At 51.2% G+C, this 14,089-nt stretch carries 13 protein-coding genes and 1 pseudogene; 7 read left to right on the top strand and 7 right to left on the bottom strand.

Annotated elements, in window-relative coordinates:
- Positions 1-15: 15 nt before the first annotated feature.
- From moaB to ACKVOS_RS09950, 3 genes are read right to left on the bottom strand one after another with little or no spacing between them, the layout of a single operon-like run.
- Positions 16-543 (bottom strand): molybdenum cofactor biosynthesis protein B, encoded by a 528-nt coding sequence (gene moaB, locus ACKVOS_RS09960; protein WP_409211860.1) that lies wholly within the window; start codon positions 541-543, stop codon positions 16-18.
- Positions 530-2,308, bottom strand: a complete 1,779-nt coding sequence (locus ACKVOS_RS09955) for a lytic transglycosylase domain-containing protein (RefSeq protein WP_409211859.1) — start codon at positions 2,306-2,308, stop codon at positions 530-532. Before ACKVOS_RS09955 ends, moaB begins: the two co-directional genes overlap by 14 nt.
- Positions 2,266-3,030 (bottom strand): uracil-DNA glycosylase family protein, encoded by a 765-nt coding sequence (locus ACKVOS_RS09950; RefSeq protein ID WP_409211858.1) that lies wholly within the window; start codon positions 3,028-3,030, stop codon positions 2,266-2,268. The genes ACKVOS_RS09955 and ACKVOS_RS09950 overlap by 43 nt, the downstream gene beginning before the upstream one ends.
- A gap of 115 nt (positions 3,031-3,145) precedes the next feature.
- On the opposite strand from ACKVOS_RS09950, the gene ACKVOS_RS09945 reads away from it, so the two are divergent.
- The 7 genes from ACKVOS_RS09945 to ACKVOS_RS09915 all read left to right on the top strand — a co-directional run bounded on the left by ACKVOS_RS09945 (position 3,146) and on the right by ACKVOS_RS09915 (position 11,358).
- Positions 3,146-4,786: an electron transfer flavoprotein-ubiquinone oxidoreductase gene (locus ACKVOS_RS09945; RefSeq protein ID WP_409211857.1), complete on the top strand. Its 1,641-nt coding sequence runs from the start codon at positions 3,146-3,148 to the stop codon at positions 4,784-4,786.
- 76 nt (positions 4,787-4,862) lie between these two features.
- Positions 4,863-6,395: a tetratricopeptide repeat protein gene (locus tag ACKVOS_RS09940; RefSeq protein WP_409211856.1), complete on the top strand. Its 1,533-nt coding sequence runs from the start codon at positions 4,863-4,865 to the stop codon at positions 6,393-6,395.
- A complete protein-coding gene (locus ACKVOS_RS09935) occupies positions 6,392-7,231 on the top strand; it encodes a 4-(cytidine 5'-diphospho)-2-C-methyl-D-erythritol kinase (RefSeq protein ID WP_409211855.1) in 840 nt (279 codons plus the stop codon). Before ACKVOS_RS09940 ends, ACKVOS_RS09935 begins: the two co-directional genes overlap by 4 nt.
- Complete coding sequence (locus ACKVOS_RS09930; protein ID WP_409211854.1) at positions 7,192-7,974, top strand: N-formylglutamate amidohydrolase; 783 nt, start codon at positions 7,192-7,194, stop codon at positions 7,972-7,974. Before ACKVOS_RS09935 ends, ACKVOS_RS09930 begins: the two co-directional genes overlap by 40 nt.
- Before the next feature lie 26 nt (positions 7,975-8,000).
- Positions 8,001-9,722, top strand: coding sequence for a dihydroxy-acid dehydratase (gene ilvD / locus ACKVOS_RS09925; protein WP_409211853.1), 1,722 nt, complete (start codon positions 8,001-8,003; stop codon positions 9,720-9,722).
- Positions 9,709-10,128: a hypothetical protein gene (locus ACKVOS_RS09920; RefSeq protein WP_409211852.1), complete on the top strand. Its 420-nt coding sequence runs from the start codon at positions 9,709-9,711 to the stop codon at positions 10,126-10,128. The genes ilvD and ACKVOS_RS09920 overlap by 14 nt, the downstream gene beginning before the upstream one ends.
- A 30-nt stretch (positions 10,129-10,158) precedes the next feature.
- Positions 10,159-11,358: a class I SAM-dependent RNA methyltransferase gene (locus tag ACKVOS_RS09915; RefSeq protein ID WP_409211851.1), complete on the top strand. Its 1,200-nt coding sequence runs from the start codon at positions 10,159-10,161 to the stop codon at positions 11,356-11,358.
- Here the strand turns inward: ACKVOS_RS09915 and ACKVOS_RS09910 are convergent.
- From ACKVOS_RS09910 to ACKVOS_RS09895, 4 genes and pseudogenes are all read right to left on the bottom strand, one after another.
- Positions 11,348-11,785: an MAPEG family protein gene (locus ACKVOS_RS09910; RefSeq protein ID WP_409211850.1), complete on the bottom strand. Its 438-nt coding sequence runs from the start codon at positions 11,783-11,785 to the stop codon at positions 11,348-11,350. The two genes, ACKVOS_RS09915 and ACKVOS_RS09910, sit on opposite strands and share 11 nt — an antisense overlap.
- Before the next feature lie 12 nt (positions 11,786-11,797).
- On the bottom strand, positions 11,798-12,226 hold the full coding sequence (locus tag ACKVOS_RS09905) for an MAPEG family protein (protein WP_409211849.1): 429 nt from the start codon (positions 12,224-12,226) through the stop codon (positions 11,798-11,800).
- A gap of 67 nt (positions 12,227-12,293) precedes the next feature.
- On the bottom strand, positions 12,294-13,499 hold the full coding sequence (locus tag ACKVOS_RS09900; RefSeq protein WP_409211848.1) for a type III PLP-dependent enzyme: 1,206 nt from the start codon (positions 13,497-13,499) through the stop codon (positions 12,294-12,296).
- A 145-nt stretch (positions 13,500-13,644) separates the two neighbouring features.
- Positions 13,645-14,089 (bottom strand): annotated as a pseudogene (locus ACKVOS_RS09895) (carboxynorspermidine decarboxylase); the annotation flags it as partial.

Raw genomic sequence — 14,089 nt, 5'->3', positions numbered from 1 at the left:
CAAATAAAGAACAAATTACGTTTCACGTAACCTCGGCATCAATTCTACAAAGTTGCACGGCCGATGGCGGCTATCAAGTTGATGCAGAAGTATTTGATCCCACCCATCTTTGACCGCGCCGTTGGAACCGGGCAGGGCGAAGATATATGTTCCACGGGCCAACACGGCACACGCGCGTGATTGAATGGTCGACGTGCCGATGGTGGCAAAGCTAAGCCAACGGAACAACTCGCCAAAGCCAGGAATATCTTTAGTTTTTACGCGTTCCAGTGCCTCGGGTGTTACGTCACGACCCGTTAATCCCGTTCCGCCCGTTGAAATAATGACATCAACCCTCTCGTCATCAATCCAGTTGTGCAAACGTGCGGTTAACAGTGCGACATCATCACGAAGAATTGCCCGTTCGACTATTTTATGGCCTGCACTTACAATGCGTTCCGCAAGGAGGTTCCCGCTGCTGTCGTCATCTGATGTGCGCGTGTCCGACACTGTGAGCAATGCAATGTGCACAGGTTTGAATATCCGGGTTTCATCGAGCGGCAATTGAACCTCCTGTTATTCGACGTGCAGATACATTTCCGTTACTATCGGGGAATGCAGGCCAAAGAAACTGAGCAAGGCCAGTCAAGCTGCCCGAGGTCCTGTTTTCACGCATTTCGTAAATCCAGTAATTCCGCAAGATGATCGAGACATAGCCACGGGTTTCCCAGTAGGGTATTGATTCTATGAATAATAATGGATCTCCATTATCGCGAATCTCCAGATTCCATCGCGCCACGGGTGTTGGCCCGGCATTGTACGCTGCTATGACTTTAGGTAACAGGCCACCAGTTGCGGACATATCACGCAATTTTTCAAGATAAGATTGCCCATATTCCAAGTTAACAGAAGGACGATCCAGTTCGGCGGCAGAAAAACTAATACCGCGAACCCGTGCAATATCCTTTGCCGTTCCAGGACGCACCTGCATAAGTCCGCGGGCTCCTGCCGGGCTGATTATATCGGTGCGAAACGCTGATTCCTGCAATGCGTGGGCATAAACAAGCGATGGGGCAACGCGCCATCCGCCGCTGGGTTCCCAATTGGGCATAGGGTATCGGGCCATTGCGCTGCTGGTATCGCGCGATGGTCCGTAATGGCCCATCCAATATTGTGTAGATGCAAGATTGAGCGATCCGGCAAGTTGCGCGATATCACCGTGCTTACTGGCATCACCAATCTTGGCTTGGTAACGCAAAACTTCATCCGCCAGCTTATGTTGCCCGACTTCTGTGAGGGCAACAGCAAGAACCGCGTTTTCCTGCTTCTTGAGGGCATTCCAGTCGAGTTTCGAAATCTTTGCCGCTTTACGCGCAATGGATTCCATTCCCAATGACTCGCTCGCCAGCAAGCCGTATAAGGTTTCGGGAAGTTGTGCGGCCCGTTGCATCCGGGGTTGTACCTGTTGTGGTTGCTTTACCGCCATAGCAGCGCGCGCACTCCAAAACAGCCCAGCGGCTCTCAAATCTTCATTGCTGGCCAGTCGCGATACTGCATCAAATCCGTCAAATGCATCGTCAAAGTTTTTCAATCTCCACGACGCCAGTCCATAGATCCAGGCTGCCTGAGAACCCCATTCGCCGCCGCCGAGCCGCGCTACGGCGGACAGGCGCTTGGCCGAGAAATCGTCATTTTCGATATAATAGGACCAGGCAACGCGATATCGCAATTCCGTCAATGCTTCTGCGGAAAGATCGGCGGACTTGCTTTCGAGTAACAGCTCGGCGGACGCTGGGTCGTCATTTTTGAAAAATGCTTGCAACTCGCTTCTAAGGGAATCGCTCGCTACACTTTCCGGTAGATCGCGCTTGGGTGCTCCGCCCAGCCAAGAAAACCGCCGCGTTCCGGGACGATCGGGCAAATTTTCTGCGCCGCGTTTGCGGGCAATCGCGGCCAATTGCTCCGCTTGCGGAAGATATGGCGCACTTATCAGTAAAGCCTGTAATTTATCGGCATCTACCTTGGGGCTATTCGCCGCCAAATAGAGTTCTGCCCTTGCCATTGACGCCATTGGTCCGGGCGGCACCGCACCAAGCAATTTCTCCGCTTCTTCCCAATTCTGCGATCTAATGGCGGCAAATATTTCAGTAAACGCAGCCTTTTCGCTGCTGCTCAAAACTGTTGGAGCAGGTTGAGCCGATACGATGGCGCGAAAACCCTCGCTGGTGTTTGCATGTGCCGTAAACGGAACAAGCGATGCAACCAAAAATACCGACCATATTTTCTTCACAAGCCGGGCCTCTGCGCGAACATTTGCAGGTCGCGCCAAGCCAGCGCCTTTTGTACAGGACGTGCAATAAGAGTCCGTGGATGAAAAGTTGCCATAGCCGTCATAGTGATGCTGTCATGGTTAATATTCGCTAAAATTTGCCGAGCTTTCAGCAGTTCTTCGCCGAGCAGAGCATTGCATGCGGATGAGCCGAGCAGAATGATGGATCGTGGCTTTATCAAAGTTATCTGGTGCCGCACAAAATCCGCCAATCGGGGCAGATATTCTGCAGGAATATCACCTGTTGACGGGCGTGTCGTTGCAAGCGCGGTCCAATAGCACGCATTAAGTTCGACATTGATTGCAGCCAGCATCTGTCTCAGCATGGGCCCCGTAAAACCGCCATTCAAGGCACCGGATTCCAGATCATCAACCTCAGGCAAGTCTGAAATTATCATGATATCGCAATTTTGGGGTCCAATCGGCGCGACCGTCCGCGTACCAAATATGTTGCAGGGCAGATCGACAGCTTTTGCCACCATGTCCTTTAGTATTTCTATATCTTTGGGCCACGCAATTTCGGTTTTTGCCGGCAACATGGCGCCTGTTTCGGCGGATTTCGCATGGACAATCGGGTTGCTTTCTTCAATTCTCTCTACGCTATCGATCTCTAACCAATTTACCGGATTAACACCCACTGTGCCATCTAATCCCGCAAGTTTCCACCATCCTGCGAGGGATTCAACCATTCGGGTTGCAGTGATTTCCCGTTGATGTTCCATTTTTCCATTCAGTCACTGGTTGACGACAGGGTCAATTGCTTGGCATGACAATATTGCACAGGCCGTTCGGAAATCAGAATGGCCCGAATAACAGATGGGGTAAAGGAAAAAGGCGATGAGTGAACGGGAATCGATGCCTTATGACGTTGTAATTGTTGGAGCAGGACCTGCGGGCCTGTCAGCGGCAATACGCATCAAACAGAAATCGCCGGACACCAGCGTGTGTATCCTTGAAAAGGGTTCCGAAGTCGGTGCGCATATTTTATCCGGCGCTGTTATCGACCCTAAGGGCTTGGACGAACTTATTCCTGATTGGCGGGATCAGGGATGTCCACTTGCGGATGTTCCTGTGAACGACAACCAACATTGGGTTATGACCAAGAAGGGCAAGTTCAATGTCCCGCATTTTCTAACACCTGGATTTATGCACAACAAAGGCACGTATACCGGGTCACTCGGCAATTTATGCCGCTGGCTCGCCGGGCAGGCAGAAAATTTGGGTGTTGAGATTTTTCCCGGATTTTCGGCGGCGGAAATTTTATACAACGACGATGGTTCTGTAAAAGGTGTTGCAACGGGAGATATGGGCATTGCCCGTGATGGCAGCCACAAGTCAGATTATACACAAGGCTTGGAATTGCATGCAAAATATACCTTGTTTGCCGAAGGCGTTCGGGGCCATCTGACCAAATTGCTCAAGCCAAAATATGCATTGGATGCGAATTCCCAACCGCAGGTTTATGGAATTGGAATTAAGGAATTATGGGATATTCCGCCCGAACAGCACCATGCCGGCCGAGTGATCCACAGTCAGGGGTGGCCTTTGAGCGATGCCAATGGCGGCGCGTTCTTATATCATCAGGCAAATAATCAGGTTGCGCTCGGATTTGTCGTCTGGCTCAATTATGCCAATACTTATTTGTCGCCATTTGAAGAGTTGCAGCGTTGGAAGACTCATCCTGAAATCAAGAAAATCCTGACCGGTGGCCGGCGTGTGTCTTATGGCGCACGTGCAATAAGCGACGGTGGTTTTCAATCCGTGCCGAAGTTGGTATTTCCCGGCGGCGCGCTTATTGGCTGCACCGCAGGTTTCCTGAATGTACCGCGTATCAAAGGTACGCATACGGCTATGAAATCGGGTATGCTGGCCGCTGATGCGGCGGTCGAGGCATTAGCCGCCGGACGGGAGCATGACGAGCTTTCGGCATATCAATATGGATATGAAAATAGTTGGATATACAAAGAGCTCAGCATTGTTCGCAACGTGTTGCCGCTCGTTGAAAAATATGGCAATTTTTGGGGTACAATGTTCTCCGGTATCAACATGTGGCTGGAAAATTTTGGCGTGAAAATGCCATTCACGATGAAGCATCACCCGGATCACAAAGCGCTCAAGAAAAAGGCGTCTGCCGTACCAATCGAATATCCCAAACCCGATGGCGTGTTCAGTTTCGACCGGCTTTCGTCGGTGTTCCTGTCCAATACAAACCACGCTGAAGATCAACCTGTGCATTTGCAGGTCAAAAATCTGGAACTGCAAAAGACAAGTGAATTCATGGAATTTGCAGGACCATCGACCCGTTATTGTCCGGCGGGTGTTTACGAATGGATTGAAGAAGATGGCAAGGAGCCGCGCTATCAAATCAATTCCCAAAATTGTGTGCATTGCAAAACGTGCGACATCAAAGACCCGAACCAGAATATCAATTGGGTATCTCCGGAGGGTGGCGGTGGGCCAAATTATCCAAATATGTAAATACACATTCGGCATTGTAATTTTAGCAATACCGGCTGTCGTTAGCGGCAAAACTGAAGATATTGCAGATCGTTATGTGTCTGCAAGAATCGCGGAAATCGGCGAGCAGGATGGCTTTGCAGTGGAAGGGTATCTGAAACTGCAGGCCACAATTCCTGAAAGTGTGATCCTTGCCGACAGGTTGTTTGATGCGGCTATAAGGGCAGGCGATATGCCGGCCGCCGTTCGCGCCGCACGCGCGCAGTCGCTCAACAAGAATGGCAATGCGGAAACTGCTTTGCTTTTGTTCGCCGATGCTTGGCGTCAACGAAAACTGGAACTTGCTAGTGCCGCAGCAGAGGAGCTTGCTAGCAGGGGCAATCTTGCATTTATGTCGCCAGTGCTCAAAAGCTGGGTTCGTATAAAGCAAAACCAGCCCGCTGATTTCGCAGATGTCGATCCCGTCAAAAATGGCGTTCTTGCTTATTATTCGACCGATCAGCGCATATATTTCGATCTGGCTACCGGTCAGTTCGATAAAGTCAAAGCCGGGCTGCGGGATATTTCTTCCACCAAAGGCGATTTTGTCCGCAATGTGATGATAAGTGCTGCGGAAAGCATGGTTGGAACAGACGGCGATCCTGCCTTTGCACAAGCCCTGATGCGCGCCGCTGCAGGGGCTGGAGCTGCAAAAGCAATCATACCAGTTAAAATGACTGCCGATATCGGGGTGGCGGCATTTTATAGCCGTATTGCGACTGCACTGATTGAACAAAACCAACCTGAAGAAGGATTGGTTCTGGCCCGAATAGCCAATTGGATCGCGCCATTACGATCAGATGTTCAACTCGTTTTGGCATATGCATTGCGCGCCAATAAGCTCCCAAATGAAGCGCTAAAACTTTTTGAATCCATTCCGGCGGCGTCGCCTTTTCATTTGGTGGCTTTGGAAAAGCGTATTGATCTGCTGGTGGAAACAAAGGACGTAGATCAAGCATTATTAGTTGCAAAACAGCAGGTTGCGCGAGATTCTTCATCAGTATCGAACCAATTGCTGGAGGCGCGCGCGCAAGAGGCCGTCGGCAACATGGCGGAAGTTATTTCGATTTACCGTGCCATAACAAAGGCATCCGATTTTGGAAAATTGCCACCACGGCAGCAAGCGAGTTACCGGTTATTGCTTGCTTCTGCGCTCGAGCGTGCGAATGATTGGGGTGGCGCGAAGGCCGAGCTTGAAATTTTGCTTACACTCGATCCCAATAATGCGCAGGGACTTAATCTTTTGGGTTTTTCGCTGTTGGAACGAAATGGTGACCGTGCGAAAGCCCTTGCTCTGGTTAAACGCGCGTATGAAATTAGCCCGGATTCCAGTGCAATTATAGACTCCCTCGGATGGGCCTATTATCTGCAAGGCGACACGGAGCGCGCCCTGCCACTGTTGGAAAAAGCTGCAAAAGCTGCAGGGTCGGATGTTGCCATAAATGAACATCTAGGGGACATTTATTGGTCCGCTGGACGTCGTCGTGAAGCGCGCTATGCGTGGCGTGTTGCCAGTCTGGGTTCTGAAGGCGAAGCCGTTGAACGCCTGTCACAGAAAATTGATATCGGGCTGCCCGGGCGCAAGCCATGAACGGGCCAACGCACGGAACGGCTTATGCCAAGATAAACCTTGCTTTGCATGTTCGTGGACGTCGGGATGACGGCTATCATGACCTTGAAACGATTTTCGCGTTTTTGGATTGCGGCGATAGCCTGACTGTTGAACCCGCGGATCAGTTCGCGTTGGAAATTGATGGAAAGTTCGGGGCAAGCTTAGCAAAAGAAAATATTCCTGATAACTTGATATTCCGTGCGGCAATGCTGCATCAAAATGGCTGCGCTCCTGCGATCAGATTCAAATTGGGAAAGAATTTGCCGATTGCTTCAGGTCTGGGAGGTGGATCGGCTGACGCAGCTGCTGCACTGCGGTTGTTAAACGCTTATTTTTCGCCGCCTTTATCTGCCGAAAAACTGCATGAGATTGCAGCTGATCTAGGGGCAGACGTGCCGGCCTGTATCAAAAGCGTTCCAGTAATGGGACGGGGAACCGGCACTTTTCTGGAGCCGGTTGAAAATAATGTGTCGGGTCTTTTTTGCTTACTCGTAAATCCCAATGTTGCGATGTCTACCGGCCTCGTTTTCAAGGCTTGGGACGGGATAGATCATGGTCCGTTGCCTAAAGGGACGGCGCGTGAAATATTACAAAATGGCAGAAATGATCTGGAAATTCCCGCGATATCACTATGCCCGGAAATTTCTGAAATTCTGGGGTTGTTAGAAAAAACACGTCCTGTTGTAGCCCGGATGTCAGGTTCCGGTGCATCCTGTTTTGCGATATATGAAGACAAGGAAATACTTGCAAAAGCCGCGACGGAAATCACGTCTCAATGTCCAGCATATTGGACAATGACAGGATGTCTCCGGTGACCGATATCCCCTATCGAATTTTGGGTACTCCATGCCGGGATGGCCTTTTGATCGTAAGCGACCACGCATCAAACCATGTTCCTGCAAGTATTGATTTAGGGGTCAAACCCGAACAGCTTAATCGTCATATTGCTTGGGATATCGGCGTTGCCGCGGTCGCCGAAAAAATAGTATCCAGTTATCCTAGCGCGGCCATTCTAGGAAATGTATCGCGGTTGGTGGTGGACTTAAACCGCTATCCGGATGAACCTGATGTCGTCCCGGTCCAGAGTGACGGACTTTTGATACCAGGTAATCAACTTGATCTAAATGAGCGTATGGATCGAATAGCGCGGCACTTTACGCCTTATCACGACACTTTGGATGCGCTGATAAAGGACCATCGCCCCGCGCTTATTTTGTCATTACACAGCTTTACGCCGCAATTGGCGAGCCGCCCGGATGAACAAAGACCCTGGGAGTTGGGCGTGTTGTATAATGAACAAGAAGCGCCATCCAAATGCGCCATTTCCTTTCTGGAGTCAGCCGGAATATATGTTGGCGATCAGTTGCCATATTCGGGCAAAATTCTGAATGCGACCATGAACCGCCATGCGGAAGGCAACGATATTCCTTATATCGGGATCGAATTGCGCCAAGACTTTATAATCGAAAATGAAGGGCAAGAAAGATTCACCCGGATTTTGACAGAGATGTGTCATTTTGTTTCAGAAAAGCTTGGCTTGGGCCTTCAAAAGACATAGAGGCGCGGCTGTATCAGGAGTTCAATATGCCGCACCAGTTTGACAAGTCGAAATTACCCAGCCGTCATGTCTCGATGGGACCGGAACGAGCTCCGCATCGGAGCTATTATTATGCGATGGGTCTAACGGCCGAAGAAATCGCTCGACCATTTGTTGGCGTGGTTTCCGCCGGAAATGACAGTGCGCCCTGCAACACCACGTTGGATGCGCAAGCCGACGTGGCTCGCAAAGGTGTCGAACAAGGCGGAGGAATGCCGCGCCGGTTTAATACTATTACCGTTACCGATGGTATTGCCATGGGGCACCAAGGGATGAAATCATCGCTCATAAGTCGTGAGGTCATTGCGGATTCCGTCGAGCTTTCGGTACGCGGTCATTGCTACGATGCGCTGGTCGGCTTTGCAGGATGCGATAAATCTTTGCCCGGGATGATGATGGCAATGCTTCGTTTGAATGTGCCATCTATTTTTGTGTATGGCGGATCCATTCTTCCGGGCCGTTACAAGGACAAGGACGTCACAGTAAAAGACGTTTTTGAAATTGTCGGCAAATATGCAGCCGGAGCATGCCCCCTGTCCGAAGTGGAAGAACTTGAGCGGGTGGCTTGCCCCGGTCATGGCGCATGCGGCGGCCAGTACACGGCAAATACAATGGCATGCGTGGGCGAGGCTATCGGATTATCCCTACCGAACAGTAACATGGCGCCTGCACCTTATTCCACTCGCGAACAGATTGCCCATGCCGCAGGTGTACAGGTCATGGATTTACTTGCCAAAAATATAAGGCCGCGGGACATTTGCACGAGGGACGCATTTATCAACGCCGCACGAATTGTTGCCGCAACGGGTGGATCGACAAATGGCGCGCTGCATTTGCCTGCAATGGCCCACGAAGCCGGGATTTCATTCGATCTGTTTGACGTTGCAGAAATTTTCAAAACCACTCCATATATGGCCGATCTGCAACCCGGTGGACAGTTTGTTGCACGCGATATGTGCGACGCGGGTGGTGTATATATGTTGATGAAGTCCCTGCTGGGTGAGGGGCTTTTACATGGCGAGTGCATGACGGTTACCGGCAAGACTTTGGGTGAGAATATCGAAGAAGTTACCTGGAATCCGGATCAGAAGGTTATTTATCCGGCAAGCGCCCCAATTACGCCGACAGGTGGCGTTGTCGGCCTGCGCGGCACATTGGCTCCTGAAGGTGCAATTGTTAAAGTCGCAGGAATGGAACGTTTGAAATTCACCGGACCTGCTCAGGTATTTGATTGCGAGGAAGACTGCTTCGCTGCTGTTGAGGCACGTCAAATTCGTGAAGGTTCCGTTATAGTGATCCGTTATGAAGGCCCCAAAGGAGGCCCGGGAATGCGCGAGATGTTGTCCACGACGGCTGCGCTTTATGGGCAGGGCATGGGCGAGAAGGTTGCCTTGATTACTGACGGCCGTTTTTCAGGCGCCACCCGCGGTTTCTGTATCGGCCATGTCGGACCGGAGGCCGCCGAATGCGGGCCTATAGCGTTAATCGAAGATGGTGATGAAATCATCATTGATGCCGATAACGGCATTATTGATCTGAACGTTGACCCGGAAGCTTTGGAAAATCGACGGAAAAGCTGGCAGCCGCGATCGACGGATTACGGATCAGGCGCATTATGGCGTTACGCCCAGAATGTCGGGCCAGCCTATCAGGGGGCGGTGACGCACCCAGGTGGGCAAGCTGAAACACATGTTTATGCGGATATCTGATACGTTTGCTACTTGGGCGGCATTCATTTCGCTATCAGGGTGTGGAGGGGGCGACCAAAGTAAGGCGGAAAAGGAAGCTGCCAAGGATGCTGCCCTGAACGGCAAGATAGAATGCGCATTGTCGGGATCTTCCCTGTTTGAAAGAATATGTACCACCGAACAAATATCCGGAAGCGAAGGCAGTATTCTTGTCATTCGTCATCCTGATGGCGGTTTTCGGCGCTTTGACATTTTGACCGATGGGCGCGGCCTTGCACCCGCCGATGGATTTGACGAAACCCGGATCAATCTTATTGATGACGGTATGATTGAGGTTAGTTCAGGTGACGATAAATATCGCTTACCGGCTCAAATAAAGGGCAACAGCGCGTCGACAGATGTCAAAGGCGATAAAGAGGCTGGTTGATTGTAAACAGCTTCACGGGCATGGGGCGCTATGACCGTAACAAATGAAATTATCAGGGTGGCTGCAAGAGGCGATGGTGTCACCGCAGATGGCCGTTATGTGGCCCACGCGGCGCCGGGCGATGTCCTTGATCCTTCGGGGGGCTTGATACACGGTCCACATCATAACACGCCGCCTTGCCAGCATTTTCCGCTGTGTGGCGGGTGTCAATTGCAGCATTTGGATGAAGAGAGTCTCCGGATATTTATCGCGGATAGGGTGACGCATGCCCTCGCCACGCAACAAGTTGATATTGGCGAAATCATGCCGGTTCATCTGTCACCACCGTCGACACGGCGGCGCGTTGCTGTGCGATCCGCATGGGCAGGGAAGCAATTACAACTGGGTTTCAGTACCGAAAAAAGCCATCGTATCATTGACTTGCGCCAATGTGACGTCATGGCGCCGCAGTTGTTTGCGCTCCTCAAACCCTTGCGGGAATTGCTTGCCCCTCGGCTTAATCGTGCGCGGCAGGTCCAGATAAAACTGGCGATTGTTGATCAGGGTATTGATGTGCTCATTGAAAATTGGATCGCCAATGATCTCGATACCCATGAGGCGCTTTCGGAATTTGCCAAAACACATGGCCTTGCCCGTCTGTCATTAGACGAAGGCTATGGTCCAGTGCCTTTCTGGGAACCTGAGCCCGTTACCGTTACATTAGGCGGCGTCGCTGTTGCCTATCCGCCCTATGGATTTCTGCAAGCAACACCCGATGGAGAGGTTGCACTTATTGCAGCAGTCCATCAGGTTGTTGGCGCAAAGAATATCATCGCAGATCTGTTTGCCGGTTTGGGGACATTTGCCCTTTCATTGGGTTCCCCGCGAAAAATATATGCGGGCGAAGCCGATCGTGAAGCGATTGCGGGCTTGAAAGCCGCCGTCGGTCGGGCGGGTCGTACAATCTTCACCGAGCATCGTGATCTGTTCAGGAGACCGCTGAGCAGTGAAGAGCTGAATAAATTTGAGGCGGTTATCCTAGATCCCCCGCGTGCAGGCGCCAAGGAACAGATTGTCCAACTAGCGGCCTCTAAGGTTTCCGACATTGCATATGTCAGTTGCAATCCTGCAAGCTTTGCACGCGATGCAAAAACATTGGTGTCCGCCGGATATAGGTTGCAACGAATTTGGCCAGTGGGACAGTTTCGTTGGTCAACCCATATCGAACTTGTCGGGCAATTTAGCCGTTAGCAAATACAGTCATTACAGCGTGCACGGTTAGAGCCATAAGAGCCAGTGATGAGAGCGCGAATAATGTGAAGCGCACTATTATCCGGTTCCACAGTGCTTGAACAAGACTATGGGCTATCCGTAAGCCAACATAAGCCCAAGCGATAGTTGCGTTTAAGCCATCACCCCAACCGGTAATTGCGAGTAACAACGCAACCGCATAGAATACCGTAGGTGCTTCATGTAAGTGATTGTAATTATGCGCTATCCATTGCGTCGGTGCAGGTAAAACCTGATCCAGATCGCTACCCTTGCCGCCCGTCCATTTATTAAGGTCAAGTTCCTTTACCTTTTGCATGGCCGGGATCCGGGTAATATACATCCAAAGCCACATGAGCATGGTCCATGCGGCCAAAACGGCCACTGGTTGAAGAATATCACTTTGCATTTTAGTCCCCCCTTAAATTGTTGCCAAAACGGCGTGAACCGCAAGTACCACCAGACAAATGGTCGCCAATACAAATATTGTAAAGCGGACCATCACCACGTTCACGAGCGACTGGTACAGCGAATGGATAATTCGCAATATTGTATATCCCCACGCAAAATTGACCATTAACGGCGTTGAAGCCCCGGCCATCGCAATAATGAGAATGGCCGCATAAAATATCGTCGGTTGTTCCATTAAGTGTGTGTAATTATGCGACTTCCAGTTCACATTGGCTGGTAGTACAGGTTCCAGATCTTGTCCTCGCCCGCCCGGTGGCGCGGCCTTGAGGTCCATCCCCGATTTAAAGATGGCAGGAAACCGTGTGGCTGCTAACCACAAAAGCATAAACAGCGACCAGGCAACAAGCACCGCAGCCGGAGCTAAAATTGATGTGTCCATGAAAAGACCCTCCCACATTATTGAATATAGGAGGGTGCTGCACCAAAATTAAATTGTCAATTGCAACTTATTTTTGAGACATCGAAGCAGGAGAGATTCGACGCCCCGCATCATTGGCGGGTTGTCTGATATAAAGCGAAGCCATTGGCTCGTCTTCAACATTTACCGTTTCGGTTTCGCCAAAACCATTGAACTCGGTCCGCATGGCGCAACCATAAGCCCCCAACATGCCGACTTCGATATAATCACCTGCCTGAACATCATCCGGTAAAATAAACGGCCCGGCCATATGATCCATATCGTCGCAGGTAGGGCCGTAGAAGCTGAATTCTGCCATCTGGGCCCCAATTGCGGTGTCCGTGCGGAGCAACGCCACAGGAAAGCGCCAACCCACATGGGCCGCGTCAAAAAGCGAGCCATAGGCACCATCGTTGATATAAAGTTCCTGACCGCGTCGTTTTTCAACACGTACAAGTAACGATGCATATTCCGCGCACAACGCACGACCCGGTTCACACCACAATTCCGCAGAATAGCTGATGGGCAGATCTTCGAACATATCGTGTATTACGTTGAAATAGTTTTCAAGCGCGGGAGGTTCCATGCCAGGATAGACTGAGGGAAATCCGCCGCCCACATCGACAATATCGACAGTTACAGACGCCTTTACAATTGCGGCGCGAACATGTTCCATTGCCTCTGCGTAGGCCGTCGGCGTCATTGCCTGGCTGCCGACATGGAAACAAATACCCAAGGCATCGGCAACCTGACGCGTTGCAACGAGTAAATCGGACACCTCAGCAGGATCAGCACCGAATTTTGATGCAAGGCTGAGCTTGGCATGTTCGGACGACACGCGAATGCGAACGCATAATTCAAGATCAGTCGCATTGTTGGTTGCACGGACAATTTTCTGCAGCTCTTCGTGGCTATCGAGACTGAAAGTGCGGACGCCGTGGTTATGATAAGCCTGTGCGATGGCGCGTTCAGATTTTACCGGATGCATGAAACATAGTTTTGCGTCAGGCAAAAACTTGTCCACCAATCGCACTTCGCCAAGCGAAGCGACATCATAATGCGTAATTCCGGCATCCCACAGCAATTCTAGCAGCGCAGGCGACGGATTTGCTTTCACCGCATAGAGCGACTTGCCCTGAAACTTCTCAACGAAGAAACGGGCAGCGCGCGTTGCGGCGTGCGGGCGAAGGAGCGTGATTGGTTCGTCCGGGCGAAGCGCGCGGACTACAGCAAGTGCGTCAGTGTTCTCGTACAACTCAAGGGACCCCCAAAAAATAACGGTAAACGACAAGGCTGCCTTGCGGTTATTGGAAGTCCCCCTGGGGCAGCGGAGGGTGCGTATATGGGGAGGCGGTTAGGATGTAAAGAAAAAATCGAACTAATTATTACATTTTTATGACTTAGCTCAATCGGTCGCGGAATTCGATCCATTCGAACGATTTCACACAATGGAGAGCGTCAGTTTCGCTATTCCACAACCATATCGAGGGGAGTGGTACGCCGTTGAAGGTGTTGGTCTTGACCATCGAATAATGCGCCTGATCGAGAAAAGCGAATCGCGCTCCGGGCTCTGCGGCGACGGGCAGACGGTAATCGCCAATGATGTCGCCTGCGAGGCATGAAGGGCCGCCCAAGCGCACTGCGTGGCCATCTGCGCGCTCACCTAGCATCGCGGGGCGATAGGGGGCTTCGATAACGTCGGGCATATGGCATGTGGCGCTGATGTCAGTAATCGCCACCGGCATGCCGTTATCGAATACGTCGAGCAACTCACCCACCAAGATGCCTGCATCGAGCGCGATGGCCTCGCCGGGTTCGAGATAGATTTCGAGGCCGGTTTCTGCG

The sequence above is a fragment of the Sphingorhabdus sp. genome, from assembly GCF_046154385.1.
In the GTDB taxonomy this organism is placed as follows: domain Bacteria; phylum Pseudomonadota; class Alphaproteobacteria; order Sphingomonadales; family Sphingomonadaceae; genus Sphingorhabdus_B.
This window is presented reverse-complemented; position numbering and strand designations above follow the sequence as displayed.

Bases quoted from the DNA above. Each gene is read 5' to 3' on its own strand.
- ACKVOS_RS09950 (WP_409211858.1), bottom strand. From the start codon at position 3,030: ATGGAACATCAACGGGAAATCACTGCAACCCGAATGGTTGAATCCCTC.
- ACKVOS_RS09945 (WP_409211857.1), top strand. From the start codon at position 3,146: ATGAGTGAACGGGAATCGATGCCTTATGACGTTGTAATTGTTGGAGCA.
- ACKVOS_RS09935 (WP_409211855.1), top strand. From the start codon at position 6,392: ATGAACGGGCCAACGCACGGAACGGCTTATGCCAAGATAAACCTTGCT.
- ACKVOS_RS09930 (WP_409211854.1), top strand. From the start codon at position 7,192: ATGTCCAGCATATTGGACAATGACAGGATGTCTCCGGTGACCGATATC.
- ilvD (WP_409211853.1), top strand. From the start codon at position 8,001: ATGCCGCACCAGTTTGACAAGTCGAAATTACCCAGCCGTCATGTCTCG.
- ACKVOS_RS09920 (WP_409211852.1), top strand. From the start codon at position 9,709: ATGCGGATATCTGATACGTTTGCTACTTGGGCGGCATTCATTTCGCTA.
- ACKVOS_RS09915 (WP_409211851.1), top strand. From the start codon at position 10,159: ATGACCGTAACAAATGAAATTATCAGGGTGGCTGCAAGAGGCGATGGT.
- ACKVOS_RS09910 (WP_409211850.1), bottom strand. From the start codon at position 11,785: ATGCAAAGTGATATTCTTCAACCAGTGGCCGTTTTGGCCGCATGGACC.
- ACKVOS_RS09905 (WP_409211849.1), bottom strand. From the start codon at position 12,226: ATGGACACATCAATTTTAGCTCCGGCTGCGGTGCTTGTTGCCTGGTCG.